The 20151-nt window shown below is 67.0% G+C and carries 10 protein-coding genes; 8 read left to right on the top strand and 2 right to left on the bottom strand.

All coding sequences use genetic code 11. The features are described 5' to 3' along the window. Window positions 1–27: 27 nt before the first annotated feature. The 5 genes from BKG60_RS25005 (at window position 28) to BKG60_RS25025 (ending at window position 6006) form a co-directional block, all read left to right on the top strand. Window positions 28–1569 carry an AMP-binding protein gene (locus BKG60_RS25005; RefSeq protein WP_070947146.1) on the top strand — a complete coding sequence of 514 codons (1542 nt, stop codon included), beginning with the start codon at window positions 28–30 and terminating at the stop codon, window positions 1567–1569. Window positions 1570–1648: 79 nt separating this feature from the next. After that, a complete protein-coding gene (locus BKG60_RS25010; RefSeq protein WP_064887039.1) occupies window positions 1649–2839 on the top strand; it encodes an amidohydrolase family protein in 1191 nt (396 codons plus the stop codon). Window positions 2840–2850: 11 nt separating this feature from the next. Beyond that, entirely contained in the window at window positions 2851–4332 is a 1482-nt protein-coding gene (locus tag BKG60_RS25015; protein WP_075910158.1) for a FadD3 family acyl-CoA ligase, read from the top strand. A 139-nt stretch (window positions 4333–4471) separates the two neighbouring features. Next, on the top strand, window positions 4472–5323 hold the full coding sequence (locus tag BKG60_RS25020) for a hypothetical protein (protein ID WP_070947148.1): 852 nt from the start codon (window positions 4472–4474) through the stop codon (window positions 5321–5323). Beyond that, window positions 5320–6006 carry a twin-arginine translocation pathway signal gene (locus BKG60_RS25025; protein WP_239253216.1) on the top strand — a complete coding sequence of 229 codons (687 nt, stop codon included), beginning with the start codon at window positions 5320–5322 and terminating at the stop codon, window positions 6004–6006. The genes BKG60_RS25020 and BKG60_RS25025 overlap by 4 nt, the downstream gene beginning before the upstream one ends. Window positions 6007–6139: 133 nt before the next feature. Here the strand turns inward: BKG60_RS25025 and BKG60_RS25030 are convergent, their stop codons facing one another. Next, window positions 6140–6721, bottom strand: a complete 582-nt coding sequence (locus tag BKG60_RS25030) for an AfsR/SARP family transcriptional regulator (RefSeq protein ID WP_070947149.1) — start codon at window positions 6719–6721, stop codon at window positions 6140–6142. 203 nt (window positions 6722–6924) lie between these two features. On the opposite strand from BKG60_RS25030, the gene BKG60_RS25035 reads away from it, so the two are divergent. Next, the gene (locus tag BKG60_RS25035; protein WP_083339445.1) at window positions 6925–8136 is read left to right on the top strand and encodes a low temperature requirement protein A; all 1212 of its coding nucleotides are present in this window, start codon (window positions 6925–6927) and stop codon (window positions 8134–8136) included. Here BKG60_RS25035 and BKG60_RS25040 read toward each other — a convergent pair. Further along, window positions 8130–9398, bottom strand: coding sequence for an MFS transporter (locus tag BKG60_RS25040; protein WP_070947151.1), 1269 nt, complete (start codon window positions 9396–9398; stop codon window positions 8130–8132). The genes BKG60_RS25035 and BKG60_RS25040 overlap by 7 nt on opposite strands. A gap of 316 nt (window positions 9399–9714) precedes the next feature. Here BKG60_RS25040 and BKG60_RS25045 point away from each other — a divergent pair, with 316 nt between their 5' ends. Both BKG60_RS25045 and BKG60_RS25055 read left to right on the top strand, forming a co-directional pair. After that, the gene (locus BKG60_RS25045) at window positions 9715–10329 is read left to right on the top strand and encodes a MerR family transcriptional regulator (protein WP_070947157.1); all 615 of its coding nucleotides are present in this window, start codon (window positions 9715–9717) and stop codon (window positions 10327–10329) included. A gap of 568 nt (window positions 10330–10897) precedes the next feature. Further along, window positions 10898–20140, top strand: a complete 9243-nt coding sequence (locus BKG60_RS25055) for a type I polyketide synthase (protein ID WP_070947153.1) — start codon at window positions 10898–10900, stop codon at window positions 20138–20140. Window positions 20141–20151 lie beyond the last annotated feature (11 nt).

Raw genomic sequence — 20151 nt, forward strand, 5'->3', positions numbered from 1 at the left:
TCGTCTGATGAGAATAACATCACCGTTGTGCGCGACATCCCCGTTGAGCTGACCAAACGGTACGTCGAAAACGGCTGGTGGCGGCCCGAAACCCTGGGTCAGATGCTGGCCGACGGTCTGGCTGCCAGCCCCGATGCCGGGTTCTGCGTGCACTCCGCGACCCGCCCCTACCAGGGCACATTCGGCGAGGTCGAGCACACCGCCCGCCGTCTGGCCGCTGGGCTGCGTGATCGCGGGGTCGGAGCCGGCGACGTGGTGGCCCTGCAACTGCCGAACTGGATGGAGGCTGCGGTCGCGTTCTGGGCCTCGGCATTCCTCGGCGCGGTCACGGTCCCGATCGTGCACTTCTACGGCCGCAAGGAACTCGGCCACATCATGGCCACGGCAAAGCCCAAGGTGTTCATCACCACCGAGCAGTTCGGCCGGATGAAGTTCGAGCCCGATCTGTGTGCCGATGTCCCGATCGTCGGGCTGGTCGGGCAGTCGTCGTTCACCGACCTGCTCGCCGACGAACCGATGAGTGGCACCCTGACCGCGGATCCGGCGGCGCCGGCCCTGATCGCATTCACCTCGGGAACCACCCGCGAGCCCAAAGGCGTCATCCACAGCCATCAGACGCTGGGCTTCGAAACCCGCCAGTTGCTGGAGAACTATCCGCCGGACCGCGGCCGCCAGCTCACCGCCACGCCCGTCGGGCATTTCATCGGCATGCTCGGCGCGTTCCTGATCCCGGTGCTCGAAGGCGCTCCGATCGATCTGTGCGACGTCTGGGATCCCGGCAAGGTGCTGGAGTTGATCGAGCGTGACGAACTGTCGATCGGCGGCGGACCGCCCTACTTCGTCACCAGCCTGATGGACCATCCGCAGTTCAACGAGCGCCATCTGGCCCGGTTCACCACTGTCGGCCTCGGCGGCTCGACGGTGCCCGCAGCCGTCACGCGGCGACTGGCCGATCTGGGTTTGTTCGTCTTCCGTTCCTACGGCAGCACCGAGCATCCGTCGATCACCGGGTCGGGGGCCGGGGCCCCGGAGGACAAGCGGTTGTACACCGACGGCAATGTTCGCCCCGGTGTGGAGATCCGGCTCGGACCGGACGGCGAGATCTTCAGCCGCGGGCCGGACCTGTGCCTGGGGTACACCGACGATGCCCTCACCGCAAAGCATTTCGACGCCGATGGGTGGTATCGCACCGGGGACATCGGAGTCCTCGACGACGACGGCTATCTGACGATCACCGACCGCACCACCGATCTCATCATCCGCGGCGGGGAGAACATCAGCGCGCTCGAGGTGGAGGAAGTGCTGCTGGCGCTGCCCGACGTGATCGAGGCGATCGTGGTGGCTGCCCCGGACGCGCGGCTGGGCGAGCGGGTGGCTGCGGTGCTTCGGGTGCGCGACGGCGGCACGATGCCGACGCTCGATCAGGTCCGGTCGCATTTCGAGGCCGGCGGGGTGGCCCGGCAGAAGTGGCCGGAAGAGCTACATCAGGCCGAAGATTTTCCCCGAACGGCCAGCGGCAAGGTGCAGAAGTTTGTCATCCGTCAGGAGATTGCTGCAATCGCCCGGTGAGCAGCCTCCGGGGCGAGTTGGGCATTGCGGCAGCTAGTAAGTGAGAATATGATTCTCGTGAATTGCAAAGGAGTTTTCCATGGGACAACTGTCGCACCGGGTCGACATTCCGTTTCCGCTGTTCGACGCGGACAACCACCTGTATGAGCCGCCGGAGGCGATGACCAAGTACCTCCCCAAGGAGTACAAGGACATCGTCCAGTACGTCGAGGTCAACGGCCGCACCAAGATCGCGATCGACGGCCACATCAGCAACTACATCCCGAACCCCACGTTCTCGCATGTGGCCAAGCCCGGTGCCTGGGAGGAGTACTTCAAGTTCGGCAACCCGGACGGCAAGAGCAAGCGTGAGCTGTTCGGTGAGCCGATGCGCTCCATCCCGGCCTTCTTCGAGCCGGCTCCGCGCCTGGAGCTGATGAACGAACTCGGCGTCGACCGCAGCCTCATGTTCCCGACGCTGGCCAGCCTCATCGAGGAGCGGCTGCGCGACAACCCGGTCGCCATCCACGTCATCATCCACTCGCTCAACCAGTGGCTCGACGAGGTCTGGGGCTTCAACTACCAGAACCGCATCTTCGTCACCCCGGTCATCACCCTGCCGATCGTCGAGAAGGCGATCGAGGAACTGGAGTGGGCCGTCAAGCGCGGTGCCCGCGCCATCCTGGTCCGCCCGGCGCCGGTGCCCGGCTTCCGTGGCCCGCGCTCGTTCGCGTTGCCCGAGTTCGACCCCTTCTGGGAGCGTTGCGTCGAGTACGACGTGTTCGTCGGCATGCACTCCTCCGACAGCGGTTACTCGCGCTACACCTCGGAATGGGACGGCACCGTGCAGGAGATGCTGCCGTTCCAGACCAACGCGATGGGCATCCTCAACGAGTGGCGCCCGATCCAGGACGCGGTGGCATCCTGGGTCATCCACGGAGCGCTGTTCCGGCATCCGAAGCTCAAGGTCGGCATCGTCGAGGCCGGCTCCAAGTGGATGTTCCCGCTGCTGGATTCCATGGCCGAGGTCTGGAAGAAGGCTCCGGAAGCTTTCCTTGGCAATCCGATCGAGGAGATCAAGAACCGCATCTACGTCAGCCCGTTCTACGAGGAAGGCATCGATGACCTGATCAACCTCATCGGTGTCGACCAGGTGCTGTACGGCTCCGACTGGCCGCACCCCGAGGGTCTGGCCGAGCCGACGCATTACGTCACCGCGCTTGAGCACCTCGCTGTCGAAGATCAGGCCAAGATCATGGGCGGCAACCTCGGTCGTCTCGTCACGACCTAAGGGGCCGACACATCAATCAGTGGCAGACCATCCCCGAGATGGTCTTGAGTGCAGCGGACCGGTTCGGCGATGCCGAGGCTGTCGTGGACGGTCCGCTGCGGCTGTCTTTCACCGAACTCGTCGAGCGCATCCGTAAAGCCTCGGGTGCGTTCGCCGAGTTCGGCGTCGCCAAGGGGGACCGGGTCGCAATCTGGGCGCCGAACTCGGCCGAATGGATCATCGCCGCATTCGGGATCATGGCCGCCGGCGGTGTGCTGGTCCCGGTCAACACCCGGTTCAAGACCGACGAGGCCGCCGATGTGGTCGCGCGCAGCGGAGCGAAGGCGGTGATGGTCCAGAAGGGTTTCCTCGGACAGGATTTCACCTTCGCCGGGACCGAGGTCGATGTCCCGGTCATCGACCTGAAGTCGGACTTCCTGGGCAGCGGTTCGCCGTTCACCCGGGACATGGCGCCCACGGACATCGCTGATGTCATCTTCACCTCGGGCACCACCGGCAGGCCCAAGGGCGCGATGATGAACCACCGCCAGACGCTGCGGGCCTACGAAGAATGGGCCACCCTGGCGGATCTGCGCGAGGGCGACCGCTACCTGATGATCAACCCGTACTTCCACACGTTCGGGTTGAAGGCCGGGTTGGTGGCGTGCTTCCTGCGCGGCGCGACGATGCTGCCGGTGGCCGTGTTCGATGTCGATGATGTCGTGGAACTCATCGAGCGCGAGCGCATCACGATGCTGCCGGGCCCGCCCACGCTGTACCACTCGCTGCTCGCTGTCCCAGACCGAACCCGGCTGGCGACGCTGCGGGCAGGGGTGACCGGCGCCGCGGACATCCCGGTGGAGCTGGTGCGTCGTATCCGGGACGAGCTGCCGTTCCAGACGCTGATGACCGGTTATGGCCTGACCGAGGCGGGCAACGTCACGCTGTCGCGGCCGGGCGACTCGGCCGAGGACGTGGCCACCACCGCCGGGCTGCCGTGTGAGGGCGTCGATGTTCGCATCGCCGGCGACACCGAGGTGCTGGTGCGCGGATACAACGTGATGCAGGGCTACCTGGACGATCCCGCCGCCACCGCCGAGGCGATCGACGCCGACGGCTGGCTGCACACCGGAGACCTCGGCGAGTTCACCGAGTCCGGGCGGCTGCGGATCGTCGGACGTAAGAAGGACATGTTCATCGTCGGCGGATTCAATGCCTATCCGGCCGAGATCGAGGGGTTCCTCCTTGAGCATCCGGCGGTTGCGCAGGTTGCTGTCATCGGTGTCGCCGACGAGCGGATGGGGCAGGTCGGCAAGGCGTTCGTGGTGCTCCGGGACGAGCCGGGTACGTCGGGGATCGCCGCCGAGGAATTGATCGCCTGGAGCCGCGAGCGAATGGCCGGCTACAAGGTGCCGCGGTATGTCGAGTTTCTCGACGAACTACCGCTCAACGCCACGGGCAAGGTCATGAAGAATGAGCTCGAGACGCGGGTAGCGGCGATCCACGCTAAGTGAGCGCACAGCACGTAAACATCATTTCCGCAGGTGAATAGACATTTAAGCGCCTGCTGTCGATGATGTACTCTCGGGTCACTACCGCAAACTGATAACGTAATTCTCGTTAAGCAGGCTGCTGAACGGACAGGAGGTCGGCATGCCGTCCCGCAAGCCTTCGTCGCCGGTAATCGATACTAGCGAAGATGATGCGTCGCCCGGCGACGCGCTCAAGTTGGCCGAACAGGCCGAAGCCGAGGCTGCCGAGGCCGAGGCAGTAGCAGCTGCCGCGCGCGCCCGGGCCAAAGCCATCCGGCTACGCAATGAGGCCGCCGCCGACAACGGTGCCGCCGACATCGTCGAGTTCCCAGAAGAGGTCGACGACGCCGCCGTTGCGGAGTCGGCCGGTCGTCCTGACGACGCCGAGCCGGCCGAGACCGGGGCCGCCGAGATCACCGACAGCACCGGGGTAGAGGCCGACGCCGAGAGCAAGCCGTCGAGCCGGGTACCGCGGGTGAGGGTTTCTCGCCTGTTCTGGAAAGTGCTGGCGACCTGCATCACGCTCATCGTCATCGTCGGCCTGCTCGTCCTCAGCGGGTTGATGATCTGGAATCATCGCCAGGCCCAGCATCGCGAGCAGTTGACCGCCGAATACACCGCGGCGGCCCGTCAGACGGTCGTGACCTTGATGTCGCTCGACTTCAACCACGCCCAGGACGCGGTCAAGAACATCCTCGACAACTCCACCGGCGAGTTCCGGGAGGATTTCGAGGCTCAGTCGAAAGACTTCGTCAAGCTCGCCCAGGACGCGAAAGTGGTGACCGAGGCCAACGTCACCGGCGCCGCCGTCGACAGCATGAGCGACGACAAGGCGGTGGTCCTGGTGGCGGTGAACACCAAGGTCACCAACACCACGGGGGCCAACAAGCAACCGCGACCGTGGCGGGTGGCCGTGAACTTGGTCCGCGAAGGTGACCAGATCAAGCTGTCGAAAGTCGAGTTCGTGCCGTGAGCCTGGATCAGGAAACCAACGAGACCGAAACCAAAGAGACCGAGAACGACGACACCGAGGCGGCAGTCGAGAAAGACGAGACCGACACGGTTGCCGAGGTCGAAGAAACCACCGACGCCGGCGAAGAGCAGGCCGAGGCCGACGCGTCCGGCGAAGCCCCGGCTGATCCCGAGCCGAAGCACGGGTGGCGGCACAAGCTGACCAAGCTGTGGTTTCCGCTGGCGTTGGCGGTGGCGCTGATCGCTTCGGCTGCGCTGGCCGGCTGGCTGTACTTCGCGCAGTACCGGGTGGACCAGCAGACGGGTCCGGCGGCGTCGGAAACGGTGCTCAAGGCCGCGAACGACGGCACGGTAGCCCTGCTGAGCTATGCACCGGACAGTCTCGACCGGGATTTCACCGCCGCCAAGTCGCACTTGACCGGTGATTTCCTGTCGTACTACACCCAGTTCACCCAGGAAATCGTCGCGCCGGCAGCCAAGCAGAAGTCGGTCAAGACGGCGGCATCGGTGGTGCGGTCGGCCATCTCGGAGATCCATCCTGATTCAGCGGTCGCACTGGTTTTCGTCAACCAGGCCACCACCAGCGCCGACAATCCGAACGGCAGTTTCTCGGCCAGCGCTGTCAAGGTCGGTCTGAGCAAGATCGACGGCAACTGGTTGATCTCGTCGTTCGACCCGGTATAGGCGCCGTCGCCGGCGGGGCATCAGTCCTGCGCGTGCCGCTCGTAGGCCCATCGCTCGAGCCAGGTCTGCAGGTCGTGCACCGCCAGCGCGGTCACCACCGCGCCGGCCACGGCGAGAACGAGCAACAGCGCACTCATGGCAGGCACCTCACGTTGTCGTTTTGGCGGCCTCCGTGCGACGCGGGCCGGCGCGGTGCGCCCGGCACTGCGTAATGCGTTACCTGCCTGGGTACCGGAATTCCGGGAGCGTCCAGGACAGACCGTTTGATGGCCCGGTAGCGGTCGCGCTCGGCGGCACACCAGGAGTCAGTCCAGCCTTCGAGCAGATCGCGGCTCCGGATCAGCCGGTGTAGGACGGGATGGGTGCCCGCGGGTGCCGGTCGCGCGTCGATCGCCATCGCCTCGTGCAATGCGAGGGCTTCATGCCAGTCAACCTTCACCTCGGGAGCGAGGCTGACGTACTGATGCCGGACCACGAGCAAGGAGTCGGCGCCCAACGGTCGCAATCGCCACAGCGCCGATCGCAGCGAGGACACCGCCTTGTGCGGCGGGGTCCCCGGCCACAGCAAGTCGCACACCCAGCTGCGATGCAGCTCCCGGTGCTTGACCGCGGCCAACGCCACCAGTCGTCGACATGAGGGCGGCAACACCACCGGCTCCAGGTCGCGGTATACGGCGAACTCGCCGAGAACGTTCAGCGTGAATTGCTTGGACACACGCTCATCCTCGAGCCTGGCGGAGGTGCTGACATCAGTAGTGCACTACCTGTATTTGGCGTACGTTTCGGCCAGCACGCCGTAGCCAATCCATGGCCCGGCGCCCCGATGCGGTGGAATTGCGGTGCAATCTGGCGAGAAAGGGACATACAAGGGTGAACGAGGACAGGCCGAGCCCGGTTCAAACCCACCGGCTGAGCCGGATGAGTGGACGCGACCCGCACGAAGAGCACCGGGCGGCGACCCCACTGGAATTGTTGTTCGATCTCACCTTCGTGATCGCTTTCGGCGTGGCGGCCGCACAACTTGCGCACCTGATGGCCGAGGGGCACGTGTCGGCCGGGTTGGCGGGGTTCGGTTTCTCCGCGTTCGCGATCTGGTGGGCGTGGATGAACTTCACCTGGTTCGCGTCTGCCTATGACACTGACGACTGGATCTATCGGTTGATGACGATGCTGCAGATGGTCGGCGTCATCATCCTGGCAATGGGCATATCCCCGGTCTTCGCCTCGATCGAACACGGCGGCCACGTCGACAACGTGGTGATGGTGGCCGGCTATGTGGTGATGCGAGTTGCGTTGGTGGGGCAGTGGTTACGGGCCGCCGCGCAGGATCCGCCCCGCCGGTCGGCGTGCCTGACCTACGCGTGCGCGGTCGTCGTCGCGCAGATCGGGTGGGTGGTACAGATCTTCGTGCACACATCGCTGACGGTCTTCTTCGTCACCGCACTGGTGCTGATCATCGTGGAGATCAGCGGACCGATGCTGGCCGAGCGGGTGATGGGTGGCACCCCGTGGCACGCCCATCACGTGGCCGAGCGCTATGGACTGCTGGCGATCATCGCGCTGGGTGAGGGTGTGGTCGGCACAGTGGCGTCCCTGACCGCTGCCGTGGGGGAGCACGGCTGGTCCACCGATGCCATCTTGCTGGTGGCCGCCGGAATCGGCCTGACATTCGGCATGTGGTGGGTGTACTTCCTGGTTCCGGCCGGCGCCCTGTTGCACGCTCAGCGCACGCTGTCGTTCTGGTACGGATACCTGCACCTGGCGGTGTTCGCGGCGATCGTGGCCACCGGCGCGGGATTACACGTGGCCGCCTATTACATCGACGGTGAATCGAAGCTGGATTCCGTCGGCACCGTGCTGGCCGTGGCGATCCCGGTGGGCGTGTACCTGGTGGCGATGTACGTCATCTACTCATTCCTGGTGAAGGAACTCGATCTCATGCATGCGTTGCTGCTGGTGCTGGCCGCGGCGGTCCTGGTGGTCGCGGTCGTGCTGGCCGCGCAGGGCACGTCGATGACGCTGTGCCTGTTGGTGGTCACCGCGGCACCGGTGGTGGTGGTCGCCGGGTTCGAGGCGGTCGGGCACCGGCACGCTGCCGAGATCGTCGGTCGGCGGTTGGACACTCACTGACCGGGGTGAGTCTCGAAGGTCTCCAACAGCATTCGTTCCTGTTCGGCTGCCAGTAGGCGTCGGGTCTTGGTGCGGGTGATCAGGATGCCGATCGTGGCCAGGATCCACACCGCGTACTGCACCGACCAGGCCAGCCGGAACGACGTGAACGAGTAGCTGTCGGCGCCGGACAGGATCAGGCCCATGGCCTGCATCACCAGCAGTGCCGCCAGGAACCCACCCATGTTCACCATGCCCTGGGCCGTGCCGAGCGTGTGGCTCGGATTGAAGGTCCGGGCGAAGTCGAAGCCGACCATCGAACCGGGGCCGCCCACCGAGATGACGACGATCAGCACCACCAACAACCACATCGGTGCCGGGCCGGGCAACGCCAGCACCACGGTCCACACCAGCGCGTTGCTGGCGATGATCCACAGCACCAGCCGTGACCTGCGGTGGGGACGACGCCCGGTGAACACGCCGATGATGATCCCGGCCGAGATGGCGGCGCACACCGAGATGGTGAGCAGAGCGCCCGCCGCGGTCTCCGAAAGTCCCTGCGCCACCGTCAGATACGGCACACCCCACATCAGCGCGAACACCGTCACCGAGAACTGGGTGCCCATATGGGTGAAGAATCCGAGCCTGGTCCCGGGACGTAGCCAGACGGTCTTGATGCGAGACAGGGTGGTGTGCAGGGAGATCGGTTCGGATGTGAGGGCCGAACGGTGCGGGGTGTTGCGGATGAGTGCCAGCGCCAGCACGATCACCACGATGCCGAATGCCGCGACCGACAGGTATGCCGGTGTCCATCCGGAGCCGGTGAGTATCGCGAGGAATGGGACGGCGGACAGGACCTGACCGAGTTGCCCGCAGATGCCGGTCAACTGCGCCACCAATGGAACGCGTTCGGGCTCGAACCAGTACGGCACCAGGCGAAGAACCGAGATGAAGGTCAAAGCATCGCCGAGGCCGACGATGGCGCGTGCCCCGATGGCTGCGGGCAGCGACTCGCTGAGGGCGAGCACGAGCTGGCCGGCTGTCATCAGCGCGGCCCCGGACACGATGAGCGCACGGGAACCGAAGCGGTCCAACAGCAGTCCGGCCGGCACCTGGGCTGCGGCGTAGACGATCACCTGCAGCACCACGAACGTAGAGAGCACACCAGGGCTCGCGGCAAATCTGTCGGCGGCCTGTAGACCCGAGACGCCGAGGGTGGTGCGGTCGAGGACGGCGATGATGTAGGCGAGTAGCCCGGTGGCCCACACGATCCAGGGACGCACGCGGGCACCTTTCGTCGAATGAGTTTGTCGGGGCAGACGTACATGCTCTCGCACCGGAGGCAATGAAGCGAACGGCCTCCATTGTGCTGGTTGTGAATTTGGTCTCGCGGCCGTCTTTCGGCCGATCACGGAGTTGGCTGAAAATGCACACTCACGTGAAATGTGAGACAGATGATGCAGCATATCCGCTGATAACAGGCATACGTGCGGAGGCGTCGGGTGCTCGAACCATCTGGGTACAAATTCGCTCGCGCCTTTAACTGAGGGTAGGGTGTCGACATGTTTCGCTGTTCAAACCGGCGCGGAGGACGTCGGCTTGGTTGAGTATCGTCTGGAAGACCTGGCGCGCATTTCCGGCGTCAGCGCCCGCAATATCCGCGCTTATCGGGAGCGCGGATTGCTGGATTCGCCGCGGCGCGTAGGGCGCTCGGCGTACTACGGCGAGCGGCATCTGGCTCAGTTGGCGGCGATCAGCCAGCTACTGGCCAAAGGTTTCAACTCGGCGCACATCGCCGAGTTCTTCGCAGGCTTGCGCAGCGGTAAGGACCTGCCCGAAGCCCTGGGGATCCAGGCCTCGGACTGGTGTCGGCCCAACGTGTCGACTCTGAATGTGGATCCGGCCGACGACGATGTGCGCACGCTCGTGAAGTTCGGATTGCTGCGTATCGTCGACGGCTCTGTGCAGATGCCCGACCCGGCGTTGGCCGCGCTCGTCACCGGCGCGCAGGACCAGCTGCGCTGTCTGCGCATCATCGCCCACGTCGCTCGGTCGACAGATGCTGCCGTTGATCGGGTAGCCGAGGCCGCGGTCACCGCGCTCACCGAAACCCGGGGCGTTCCGTCTGACGCGGACCTGTCTCAGCTGACTCGAGCGGTGGTCTCGGTCGAGGTTGAACGCGCCCTGCGCAAGAGCCTGGCCGCCGCCGACTAGGGTGACGGCGATCGCCGCGATTCGGCCTGCGGAACTGAAATAGTTACCGACGAGTAAGATATTTCAGCAAACTTTTTGTTCGGACGCTCAGGATTCGCTGGACAACATCGGCTCGATTGTCTGCTGGATCTCCGCCACTTCGAGGGCTCGGATGTGGCGGAAAATTTAGATAACGATTCGATAACAATGCTGCCTTGATCTGCGCAGTTGTGGCTACTCGACCGTAACCACCTGCCAACAGGACGTTTGTCCCGAATAGCTTTGGCCGCCAGTCCGTGCCGCGTTACGTTACCGGCGGTTACCCATGCGTAGAACTCGCCAGTAACCAATCTGGGCGGAAAACGCCCACTGGTTCTTATGACACTCTTAGTACGGCGGGAATGCCAGTGCACCGTCCGGAGCGCTCTCCGGACGCCAGCGTTCCAGCCTGATTCGACGCTGAATCGCCGTTGGCCTGTCGCCGGGCAGCCACACGCCCCAGACCACGCAGACACCGAACACCGCACGCGACAGCCGCACGCGACACCTTTCATCGCAGAACCACAGCAGCACCGAGGAGATAGCGCCAGTGACGATCTATGAACACGACCGGGTGTCGGCCGGTCGCAACGACGACTCAGGATCCGTTGGTCGGCAGGCTGACTCCACCCATGCTCTCGTCGACCGGCTGAGCGCCGGCGAGCCCTATGCCGTGGCCTTCGGCGGCCAGGGCAGCGCCTGGCTGGAGACCCTTGAGGAGTTGGTGTCCTCGGCCGGTATCGAGGCCGAACTGGCGACTCTGGCCGGCGAGGCCGAGCTGCTGCTGGAGCCGGTGGCCTCCGAGCTCGTCGTGGTGCGGCCGATCGGGTTCGAGCCGCTGCAGTGGGTTCGCGCGCTGGCCGCGGAGGAGCCGGTGCCCTCCGACAAGCAGTTGACCTCGGCCGCCGTGTCGGTGCCGGGCGTGCTGCTGACCCAGATCGCGGCCGTGCGTGCGCTGGCCCGCCAGGGCATGGACCTGGCCGCCACCCCGCCGGTGGCCGTCGCCGGGCATTCCCAGGGCGTGCTGGCCGTCGAGGCGCTGGCCGCCAAGGGCGCCAAGGATGTGCAGCTGCTGGCACTGGCGCAGCTGATCGGCGCCGCGGGCACCCTGGTGGCCCGTCGTCGCGGGATCACCGTGCTGGGTGACCGCCCGCCGATGGTGTCGGTCACCAATGCCGAGCCCGAGCGCATCTACGAGCTGCTCGAAGAGTTCAGTCAGGACGTGCGCACCGTGCTGCCCCCGGTGCTGTCCATCCGCAACGGCCGGCGCTCCGTGGTGATCACCGGCACACCCGAGCAGCTGTCGCGGTTCGAGCTGTACTGCAATCAGATCGCTGAGAAGGAAGAGGCCGAGCGCAAGAGCAAAGTCCGCGGTGGCGCGGTCTTCGCCCCGGTCTTCGACCCCGTGCAGGTCGAGGTCGGTTTCCACACCCCGCGCCTGGCTGACGGCATCGAGATCGTCGCGCGTTGGGCCGAGGCCGTCGGCATCGACGTCGAGCTCGCCCGCGAGATGACCGAGGCCATCCTGGTCAGCCAGGTGGACTGGGTCGACGAGATCACCGAGATCAGCGACGCCGGCGCCCGGTGGATTCTCGACCTCGGCCCCGGCGACATCCTGACCCGCCTGACCGCACCGGTGGTGCGTGGGCTCGGCATCGGCATCGTGCCCGCCGCGACCCGCGGCGGCCAGCGCAACCTGTTCACCATCGGCGCGGTGCCCGAGGTGGCCCGGCCGTGGTCGAGCTATGCCCCGACCGTGGTCAGCCTGCCCGACGGATCGGTCAAGCTCTCGACCAAGTTCACGCGACTGACCGGACGTTCGCCGATCCTGCTGGCCGGTATGACCCCTACCACAGTGGACGCCAAGATCGTCGCCGCCGCAGCAAACGCCGGCCACTGGGCCGAACTCGCCGGCGGCGGGCAGGTCACCGAGCCCATCTTCAACGACCGCATCGCCGAGCTGGGCGAGCTGCTGGAGCCCGGCCGGTCCATTCAGTTCAACACGTTGTTCCTCGATCCCTACCTGTGGAAGCTGCAGGTCGGTGGGAAGCGGCTGGTGCAGCGCGCCCGTCAGTCCGGTGCGCCGATCGACGGCGTCATCGTCAGCGCCGGCATCCCGGACCTGGAAGAGGCCGTCGAGCTGATCGGCGAGCTCAATGATCTGGGCATCAGCCACGTGGTGTTCAAGCCGGGCACCGTCGAGCAGATCCGCTCGGTCATCCGGATCGCAGCCGAGGTGCCCACCAAGCCGGTGATCGTGCACATCGAGGGCGGCCGCGCCGGTGGCCACCACTCGTGGGAGGACCTCGACGACCTGCTGCTGGCCACCTACTCCGAGCTGCGCAGCCGCTCTAACATCACCATCTGCGTCGGGGGCGGCATCGGCACCCCGGAGCGGTCCGCCGAGTACCTGTCCGGCCGCTGGTCGGCTGCCCACGGCTACCCGCTGATGCCGATCGACGGCATCCTGGTCGGCACCGCCGCCATGGCCACCCTCGAGGCCACCACCTCACCTGCGGTCAAACAGCTGCTCGTCGACACCAAGGGCACCGAAGCCTGGGTGGGCGCGGGCAAGGCCGCCAACGGGATGGCCTCGGGCCGCAGCCAGCTCGGCGCCGACATCCACGAAATCGACAACACTGCCTCGCGTTGCGGTCGTCTGCTCGACGAGGTGGCCGGTGACGCCGACGCGGTGGCCGCCCGCCGCGACGAGATCATCGCCGCGATGGCCAACACCGCCAAGCCCTACTTCGGCGATGTCGCCGAGATGACCTACCTGCAGTGGCTGCGCCGCTACGTCGAACTGGCGATCGGCGACGGCAACAGCACCGCCGACACCAAGCGCGACGATTCCCCATGGCTGGACGTCACCTGGCGTGACCGCTTCGAGCAGATGCTCAAGCGTGCCGAAGCACGTTTGCACGCACAGGATTTCGGCCCGATCGAGACCCTCTTCGGCGACGAGCAGCTGCTCGAGGACCCGAAGGCCGCGCTGGCCGCGCTGGTCTCGGCCTACCCGGACGCCGCATCCGTTCAGCTGCACCCGGCCGACGTACCGTTCTTCGTCGAGCTGTGCAAGACGCTTGGTAAGCCGGTCAACTTCGTCCCGGTGATCGACAAGGACGTGCGCCGGTGGTGGCGTAGCGATTCCCTGTGGCAGGCCCACGATGCGCGCTACGACGCCGATCAGGTGTGCGTCATCCCCGGCACCGCCGCGGTCGCCGGCATCACCCGGGTCGACGAGCCCGTCGGTGAACTGCTGGACCGCTTCGAGAAGGCCGCCGTCGACGAGGTGCTGGCCGCCGGCGCCCAGCCGCAGCCTGTTCTGTCGCGCCGTCGGTGCCGCGGAGATGTGACCGGCCCGCTGGCCGTGCTGCTCGACGCCCCCGACGTGTTGTGGGCCGGGCGCACCTCGGTCAACCCGGTGCACCGGATCGCCCCCGCGGCTGAGTGGCAGGTGCGTGAAGGGTCTGAGAACCGTTCCGCCACACATCCTTCCACCGGAGCCCGGCTCGAGGTCGCCGACGATCGGCATGTGGTGCTCTCGGTGCCGCTGTCAGGAACCTGGATCGACATCCGCTTCACCCTGACCGGCGCCGTCCGTAGCGGTGGCGCACCGGTCGTCGAGGTCGAGGACGCGGCGACCGCGATGCGGTCGGTGCTTGCCATCGCCGCCGGTGTCGATGGTCCTGACGCGTTGCCGCCCGTCGTCGATGGCACCGCCACGGTCACCGTCGGCTGGAACCCCGAGCAGGTGGCCGACCACACCGGTGTCACCGCCACCTTCGGTGCCCCGCTGGCGCCGACGCTCACCGTCGTCCCCGACGCGCTGGTCGGCCGCTGCTGGCCCGCGGTGTTCGCCGCGATCGGCTCCGCCGCCACCGACTCCGGCTTCCCGGTCGTCGAGGGTCTGTTGAGCCTGGTGCACCTGGACCACGCCGCGCACCTGGTGGCGGCCTTGCCGACCGAGCCCGCCGAATTGACCGTCACCGCAACGGCTTCGGCTGCCCACGACACCGAGGTGGGCCGGGTCGTCCCGGTTTCGGTGACCGTGCGCGCCTCGGACGGCACCGAGCTGGCCAAGCTGGAGGAGCGGTTCGCGATCCGCGGCCGCACCGGCGAGGCCGAGCTGACGGACCCGGTTCGGGCCGGCGGCGCGATCTCGGACAACGCCACCGACACCCCGCGTCGTCGCCGTCGCGACGTCACGGTCGGCGCGCCCGTGGACATGCGGCCGTTCGCCGTGGTCTCCGGTGACCACAACCCGATCCACACCGACCGGGCAGCCGCACTGCTGGCCGGCCTGGAATCGCCCATTGTGCACGGCATGTGGCTGTCGGCCGCCGCGCAGCACGTCGTCACCGCCACCGACGGCAAGCCCATCCCGCCGGCCAAGCTTGTCGGCTGGACCGCCCGATTCCTCGGCATGGTCAAGCCGGGAGACGAGGTCGACTTCCGCGTCGACCGGGTCGGAATCGACGTCGGCGCAGAGGTTGTCGAGGTTCAGGCCCGCATCGGCTCCGAGCTGGTGATGGCTGCGACCGCGCGGCTGGCCGCACCCAAGACCGTCTACGCATTCCCCGGCCAGGGCATCCAGTCCAAGGGCATGGGCATGGAGGTCCGGGCCCGGTCCAAGGCCGCCCGCAAGATCTGGGACAAGGCCGACAAGTTCACCCGCGAGACGCTGGGCTTCTCGGTGCTGCACGTGGTCCGCGACAACCCGACCTCGCTCATCGCCTCCGGTGTGCACTACGAGCACCCCGAGGGCGTGCTGTACCTGACGCAGTTCACCCAGGTCGCGATGGCCACCACGGCCGCCGCCCAGGTCGCCGAGATGCGTGAGCAGGGCGCGTTCGTCGAAGGCGCGATCGCCTGCGGTCACTCAGTCGGTGAATACACCGCGCTGGCATGCGTTTCCGGCGTGATCGAGCTCGAAGGTCTGCTGGAGGCGGTGTTCCACCGCGGCTCCAAGATGCACGACATCGTGCCGCGCGACGAGCGGGGTCGGTCCAACTACCGGCTGGCCGCGATCCGGCCGTCGCAGATCGACCTCGCCGACGAGGACGTGGAGAGCTTTGTCGCGGAAATCGCGGCGAATACCGGCGAGTTCTTACAGATCGTCAATTTCAACCTGCGCGGTTCGCAGTACGCGATCGCCGGAACCGTGCGCGGGCTGGAGGCGCTGGAGGAAGAGGTCGAGCGTCGTCGCGAGATCAGCGGCGGCAAGCGGTCGTTCATCCTGGTGCCGGGCATCGACGTGCCGTTCCACTCGAGCGTGCTGCGGGTGGGCGTTGATGACTTCCGGCGCAGCCTGGAACGCGTCCTCCCGCGCGACCGCGACCCGGAGCTGGTGGTCGGCCGCTACATCCCGAACCTGGTGCCCCGGCCGTTCACCCTGGACCGCGACTTCATCCAGGAGATCCGCGACCTGGTGCCGGCCGAGCCGCTCGACGAGATCCTCGCCGACTACGACACCTGGCGTAACGAGCGGCCGATCGAACTGTGCCGCAAGGTCGTCATCGAGCTGTTGGCCTGGCAGTTCGCCAGCCCGGTGCGCTGGATCGAGACCCAGGACCTGCTGTTCATCGAGGAGGCCGCGGGTGGACTCGGGGTGGAGCGGTTCGTCGAGATCGGCGTGAAGAACGCGCCGACGGTCGCCGGACTGGCCACCAACACGCTCAAGCTGCCCGAATACGCCCACAGCACCGTCGAGGTGCTCAACGCCGAGCGCGATGCCGCGGTGCTGTTCGCCAGCGACACCGATCCGGAGCCGGAACCTGAGGTGGAAGAAGCCGCGCCCGCAGCTGAATCCGCTGCAGCCGCTCCTGCCGAGGCGGCCCCGGCCCCCGCGGCCGCTCCGGCCGCCCCGTCCGGTGGCCCCCGGCCAGACGACATCACGTTCGACGCGGCCGACGCCACAGTCGGTCTCATCGCACTGAGCGCCAAGATGCGCATCGACCAGATCGAGGCGCTGGACTCCATCGAGTCGATCACCGACGGTGCGTCCTCGCGACGCAACCAGCTGCTGGTCGACCTGGGCTCCGAGCTGAACCTGGGTGCCATCGACGGCGCCGCCGAGGCAGATCTGGGCGCGCTCAAGGGGCAGGTCAGCAAGCTGGCGCGCACCTACAAGCCGTTCGGTCCGGTGCTGTCGGACGCCATCAACGATCAGCTGCGCACGGTGTTCGGGCCGTCGGGCAAGCGCCCGGGCTACATCGCCGAGCGGGTCACCAAGACCTGGGAGCTGGGTCCGGGCTGGGCCAAGCACGTCACCGTCGAGGTGGCGCTCGGCACCCGTGAGGGCAGCAGCGTTCGCGGTGGCGACCTGGGTGGTCTGCACCCGGGTGCGCTGGCGAGTGCCGCCGACGTCGACAAGGTGATCGACGCCGCAGTCGCCGCGGTGGGTGCCCGTCGCGGCGTGCCGGTGAGCCTGCCCTCGGCCGGCGGCGCCGCCGGCGGCGTGGTGGATTCGGCCGCCCTAAACGAGTTCGCCGAGACGGTCACCGGCCCCGACGGTGTGCTGGCCAACGCGGCCCGCACGATCCTGGGCCAGCTCGGTCTGGATGCCCCGGTCAGCGCGCCCGACACGGCGACCGATGCCGAGCTGATCGACCTGGTCACCACCGAACTCGGTTCGGACTGGCCGCGATTGGTCGCTCCGGCGTTCGACGGCAAGAAGGCCGTCGTGTTCGACGATCGCTGGGCCAGCGCCCGTGAGGACCTGGTCAAGCTGTGGCTCGCCGACGAGGGCGAGATCGACACCGAATGGCCGCGCCTGTCGGAGCGGTTTGAGGGTGCCGGGCATGTCGTTGCCACGCAGGCGAATTGGTGGCAGGGCAAGGCGCTCGCCGCGGGCCGTACCGTCCACGCCTCGCTGTTTGGTCGCATCGCGGCCGGTGCCGAGAATCCCGGAACCGGTCGGTATTCCGACGAGGTCGCGGTGGTGACCGGTGCTTCGAAGGGCTCGATCGCCTCGTCGGTGGTCGGGCAGCTGCTCGACGGCGGGGCCACGGTCATCGCCACCACCTCGCGTCTGGACGACGACCGGTTGGCGTTCTACAAGGAGCTCTACCGCGAGAACGCCCGATTCGCCGCCACGCTGTGGGTGGTCCCGGCCAACATGGCGTCCTACTCCGACATCGACAAGCTGGTCGAGTGGGTCGGTAGCGAGCAGATCGAAAGCCTTGGGCCGCAATCGATCCACCTCAAGGATGCGCAAACCCCGACGCTGCTGTTCCCGTTCGCCGCACCGCGCGTGGCCGGGGATCTGTCAGAGGCGGGTTCACGCTCCGAGATGGAGATGAAGGTCCTGCTGTGGGCCGTGCAGCGGCTCATCGGCGGGCTGTCGACGATCGGTGCCGAGCGGGACATCGCCTCGCGCCTGCACGTGGTGCTGCCGGGCTCGCCCAACCGCGGCATGTTCGGCGGCGACGGCGCCTACGGCGAAGCCAAGTCCGCGCTCGACGCACTGGTGAGCCGCTGGAGTGCCGAATCATCGTGGGCCGAGCGGGTCAGCCTGGCGCACGCGCTGATCGGCTGGACCAAGGGCACCGGGCTGATGGGGCACAACGACGCGATCGTCAGCGCGGTCGAAGAGGCCGGCGTCACCACCTACAGCACCGACCAGATGGCAGCGATGCTGCTGAACCTGTGCACGGTGGAGTCCAAGGTGGCCGCGGCCAACGCACCCATCAAGGCCGACCTGACCGGCGGTCTGGGCGACATCAAGATCGACATGGCTGAGCTGGCCGCCAAGGCCCGTGAGGACATGACAAGCGCCGCAGCCGAATCCGAGGACGATGAGGACGAGGGTGCTATTTCGGCACTGCCGTCCCCGCCGCGCGGGTACAACCCGGCGCCCGCCCCGGAGTGGGCCGATCTCGATGTCGACCCGGCCGATCTGGTCGTCATCGTCGGTGGCGCCGAGCTCGGGCCGTACGGCTCGTCGCGCACGCGCTTCGAGATGGAGGTCTCCGGCGAGCTGTCGGCGGCCGGTGTGCTGGAGCTGGCCTGGACCACCGGTCTGGTCAAGTGGGAAGACGATCCCAAGGCCGGCTGGTACGACACCCAAACCGGTGAGCTGGTTCCCGAATCGGAGATCGTGGAGCGCTACCACGATGCCGTCGTAGAAAGATGTGGAATTCGCCAGTTTGTTGATGACGGTGCGATCGATCCCGATCACGCCTCGCCGCTGCTGGTCAGTGTGTTCCTCGACAAGGACTTCAGCTTCGTGGTGTCCAGCGAGGCCGACGCCCGGGCATTCGTGTCCTACGACCCCGAGCACACTGTGGCCCGGCCGGTGCCCGATTCCAGCGACTGGCAGGTGATCCGCAAGGCGGGCACCGAGATTCGGGTCCCGCGCAAGACCAAGCTGTCGCGCACGGTGGGCGCCCAGATCCCGACCGGGTTCGACCCGACGGTGTGGGGCATCACCCCGGACATGGCCAATTCCATTGACCGGGTGGCGCTGTGGAACATCGTGGCCACGGTCGACGCGTTCCTGTCCTCGGGCTTCACTCCGACCGAGCTGATGCGCTGGGTGCACCCGAGCCTGGTGGCCTCCACCCAGGGCACCGGTATGGGCGGCATGACCTCGATGCAGACCATGTACCACGGCAACCTGCTGGGCCGGGCCAAGCCGAACGACATCCTGCAGGAGGTGCTGCCGAACGTTGTTGCGGCACACGTCATGCAGAGTTACGTCGGTGGGTACGGCGCGATGGTCCACCCGGTCGGCGCCTGCGCCACCGCGGCGGTCTCGGTCGAGGAGGGTGTGGACAAGATCCGCCTCGGCAAGGCCGACCTGGTGATCGCCGGCGGTTTCGACGACCTGACCCTGGAAGCGATCATCGGCTTCGGTGACATGGCGGCCACCGCCGACACCGAGATGATGCGCGCCAAGGGCATCAGCGACTCGAAGTTCTCCCGCGCCAACGACCGTCGTCGTCTCGGCTTCCTGGAAGCCCAGGGCGGTGGCACGATCCTGCTGGCTCGCGGTGACCTCGCCGCCAAGATGGGTCTGCCGGTGCTGGCGGTCGTCGGCTACGCGCAGAGCTTCGCCGACGGTGTGCACACCTCGATCCCGGCTCCGGGCCTCGGTGCCCTGGGCGCCGGACGCGGCGGCAAGGATTCGCAGCTGGCCCGCTCGCTGGCCAAGCTGGGTGTCGGCGCCGACGACATCGCCGTGATCTCCAAGCACGACACTTCGACGCTGGCAAACGATCCCAACGAGACCGAGCTGCACGAGCGGCTGGCCGACTCGATGGGGCGCTCGGCAGGTGCCCCGCTGTTCATCGTCAGCCAGAAGACGCTGACCGGGCACGCCAAGGGCGGGGCGGCAGTGTTCCAGATGATGGGTCTGTGCCAGATCCTGCGCGACGGCGTCATCCCGCCGAACCGCAGCCTGGACTGCGTCGACGACGAGCTGGCCACCTCCGGCCACTTCGTCTGGGTGCGCGACGCCCTCGACCTGCGTGGGAAATTCCCGCTCAAGGCCGGTCTGGTCACCAGCCTCGGGTTCGGTCACGTCTCGGGTCTGGTCGCCCTGGTGCACCCGGAGGCGTTCATCGCGGCGCTGGATCCGTCCGAGCGCGACGACTACCGCAAGCGCGCCGAGCAGCGCACGCTGGCCGGTCAACGTCGCTTGGCCGGGGCGATCGCCGGTGGGCGTCCGATGTACGAGAAGCCTGCCGACCGCCGCTTCGACCACGATGTGCCCGAGAAGCGCCAGGAAGCCGCAATGTTGCTGAACACGGATGCCCGCCTCGGCGACGACGATCTCTATGTGCGGTGAGTGCGTGCCGA

The sequence above is a fragment of the Mycobacterium syngnathidarum genome, from assembly GCF_001942625.1.
GTDB lineage: Bacteria > Actinomycetota > Actinomycetes > Mycobacteriales > Mycobacteriaceae > Mycobacterium > Mycobacterium syngnathidarum.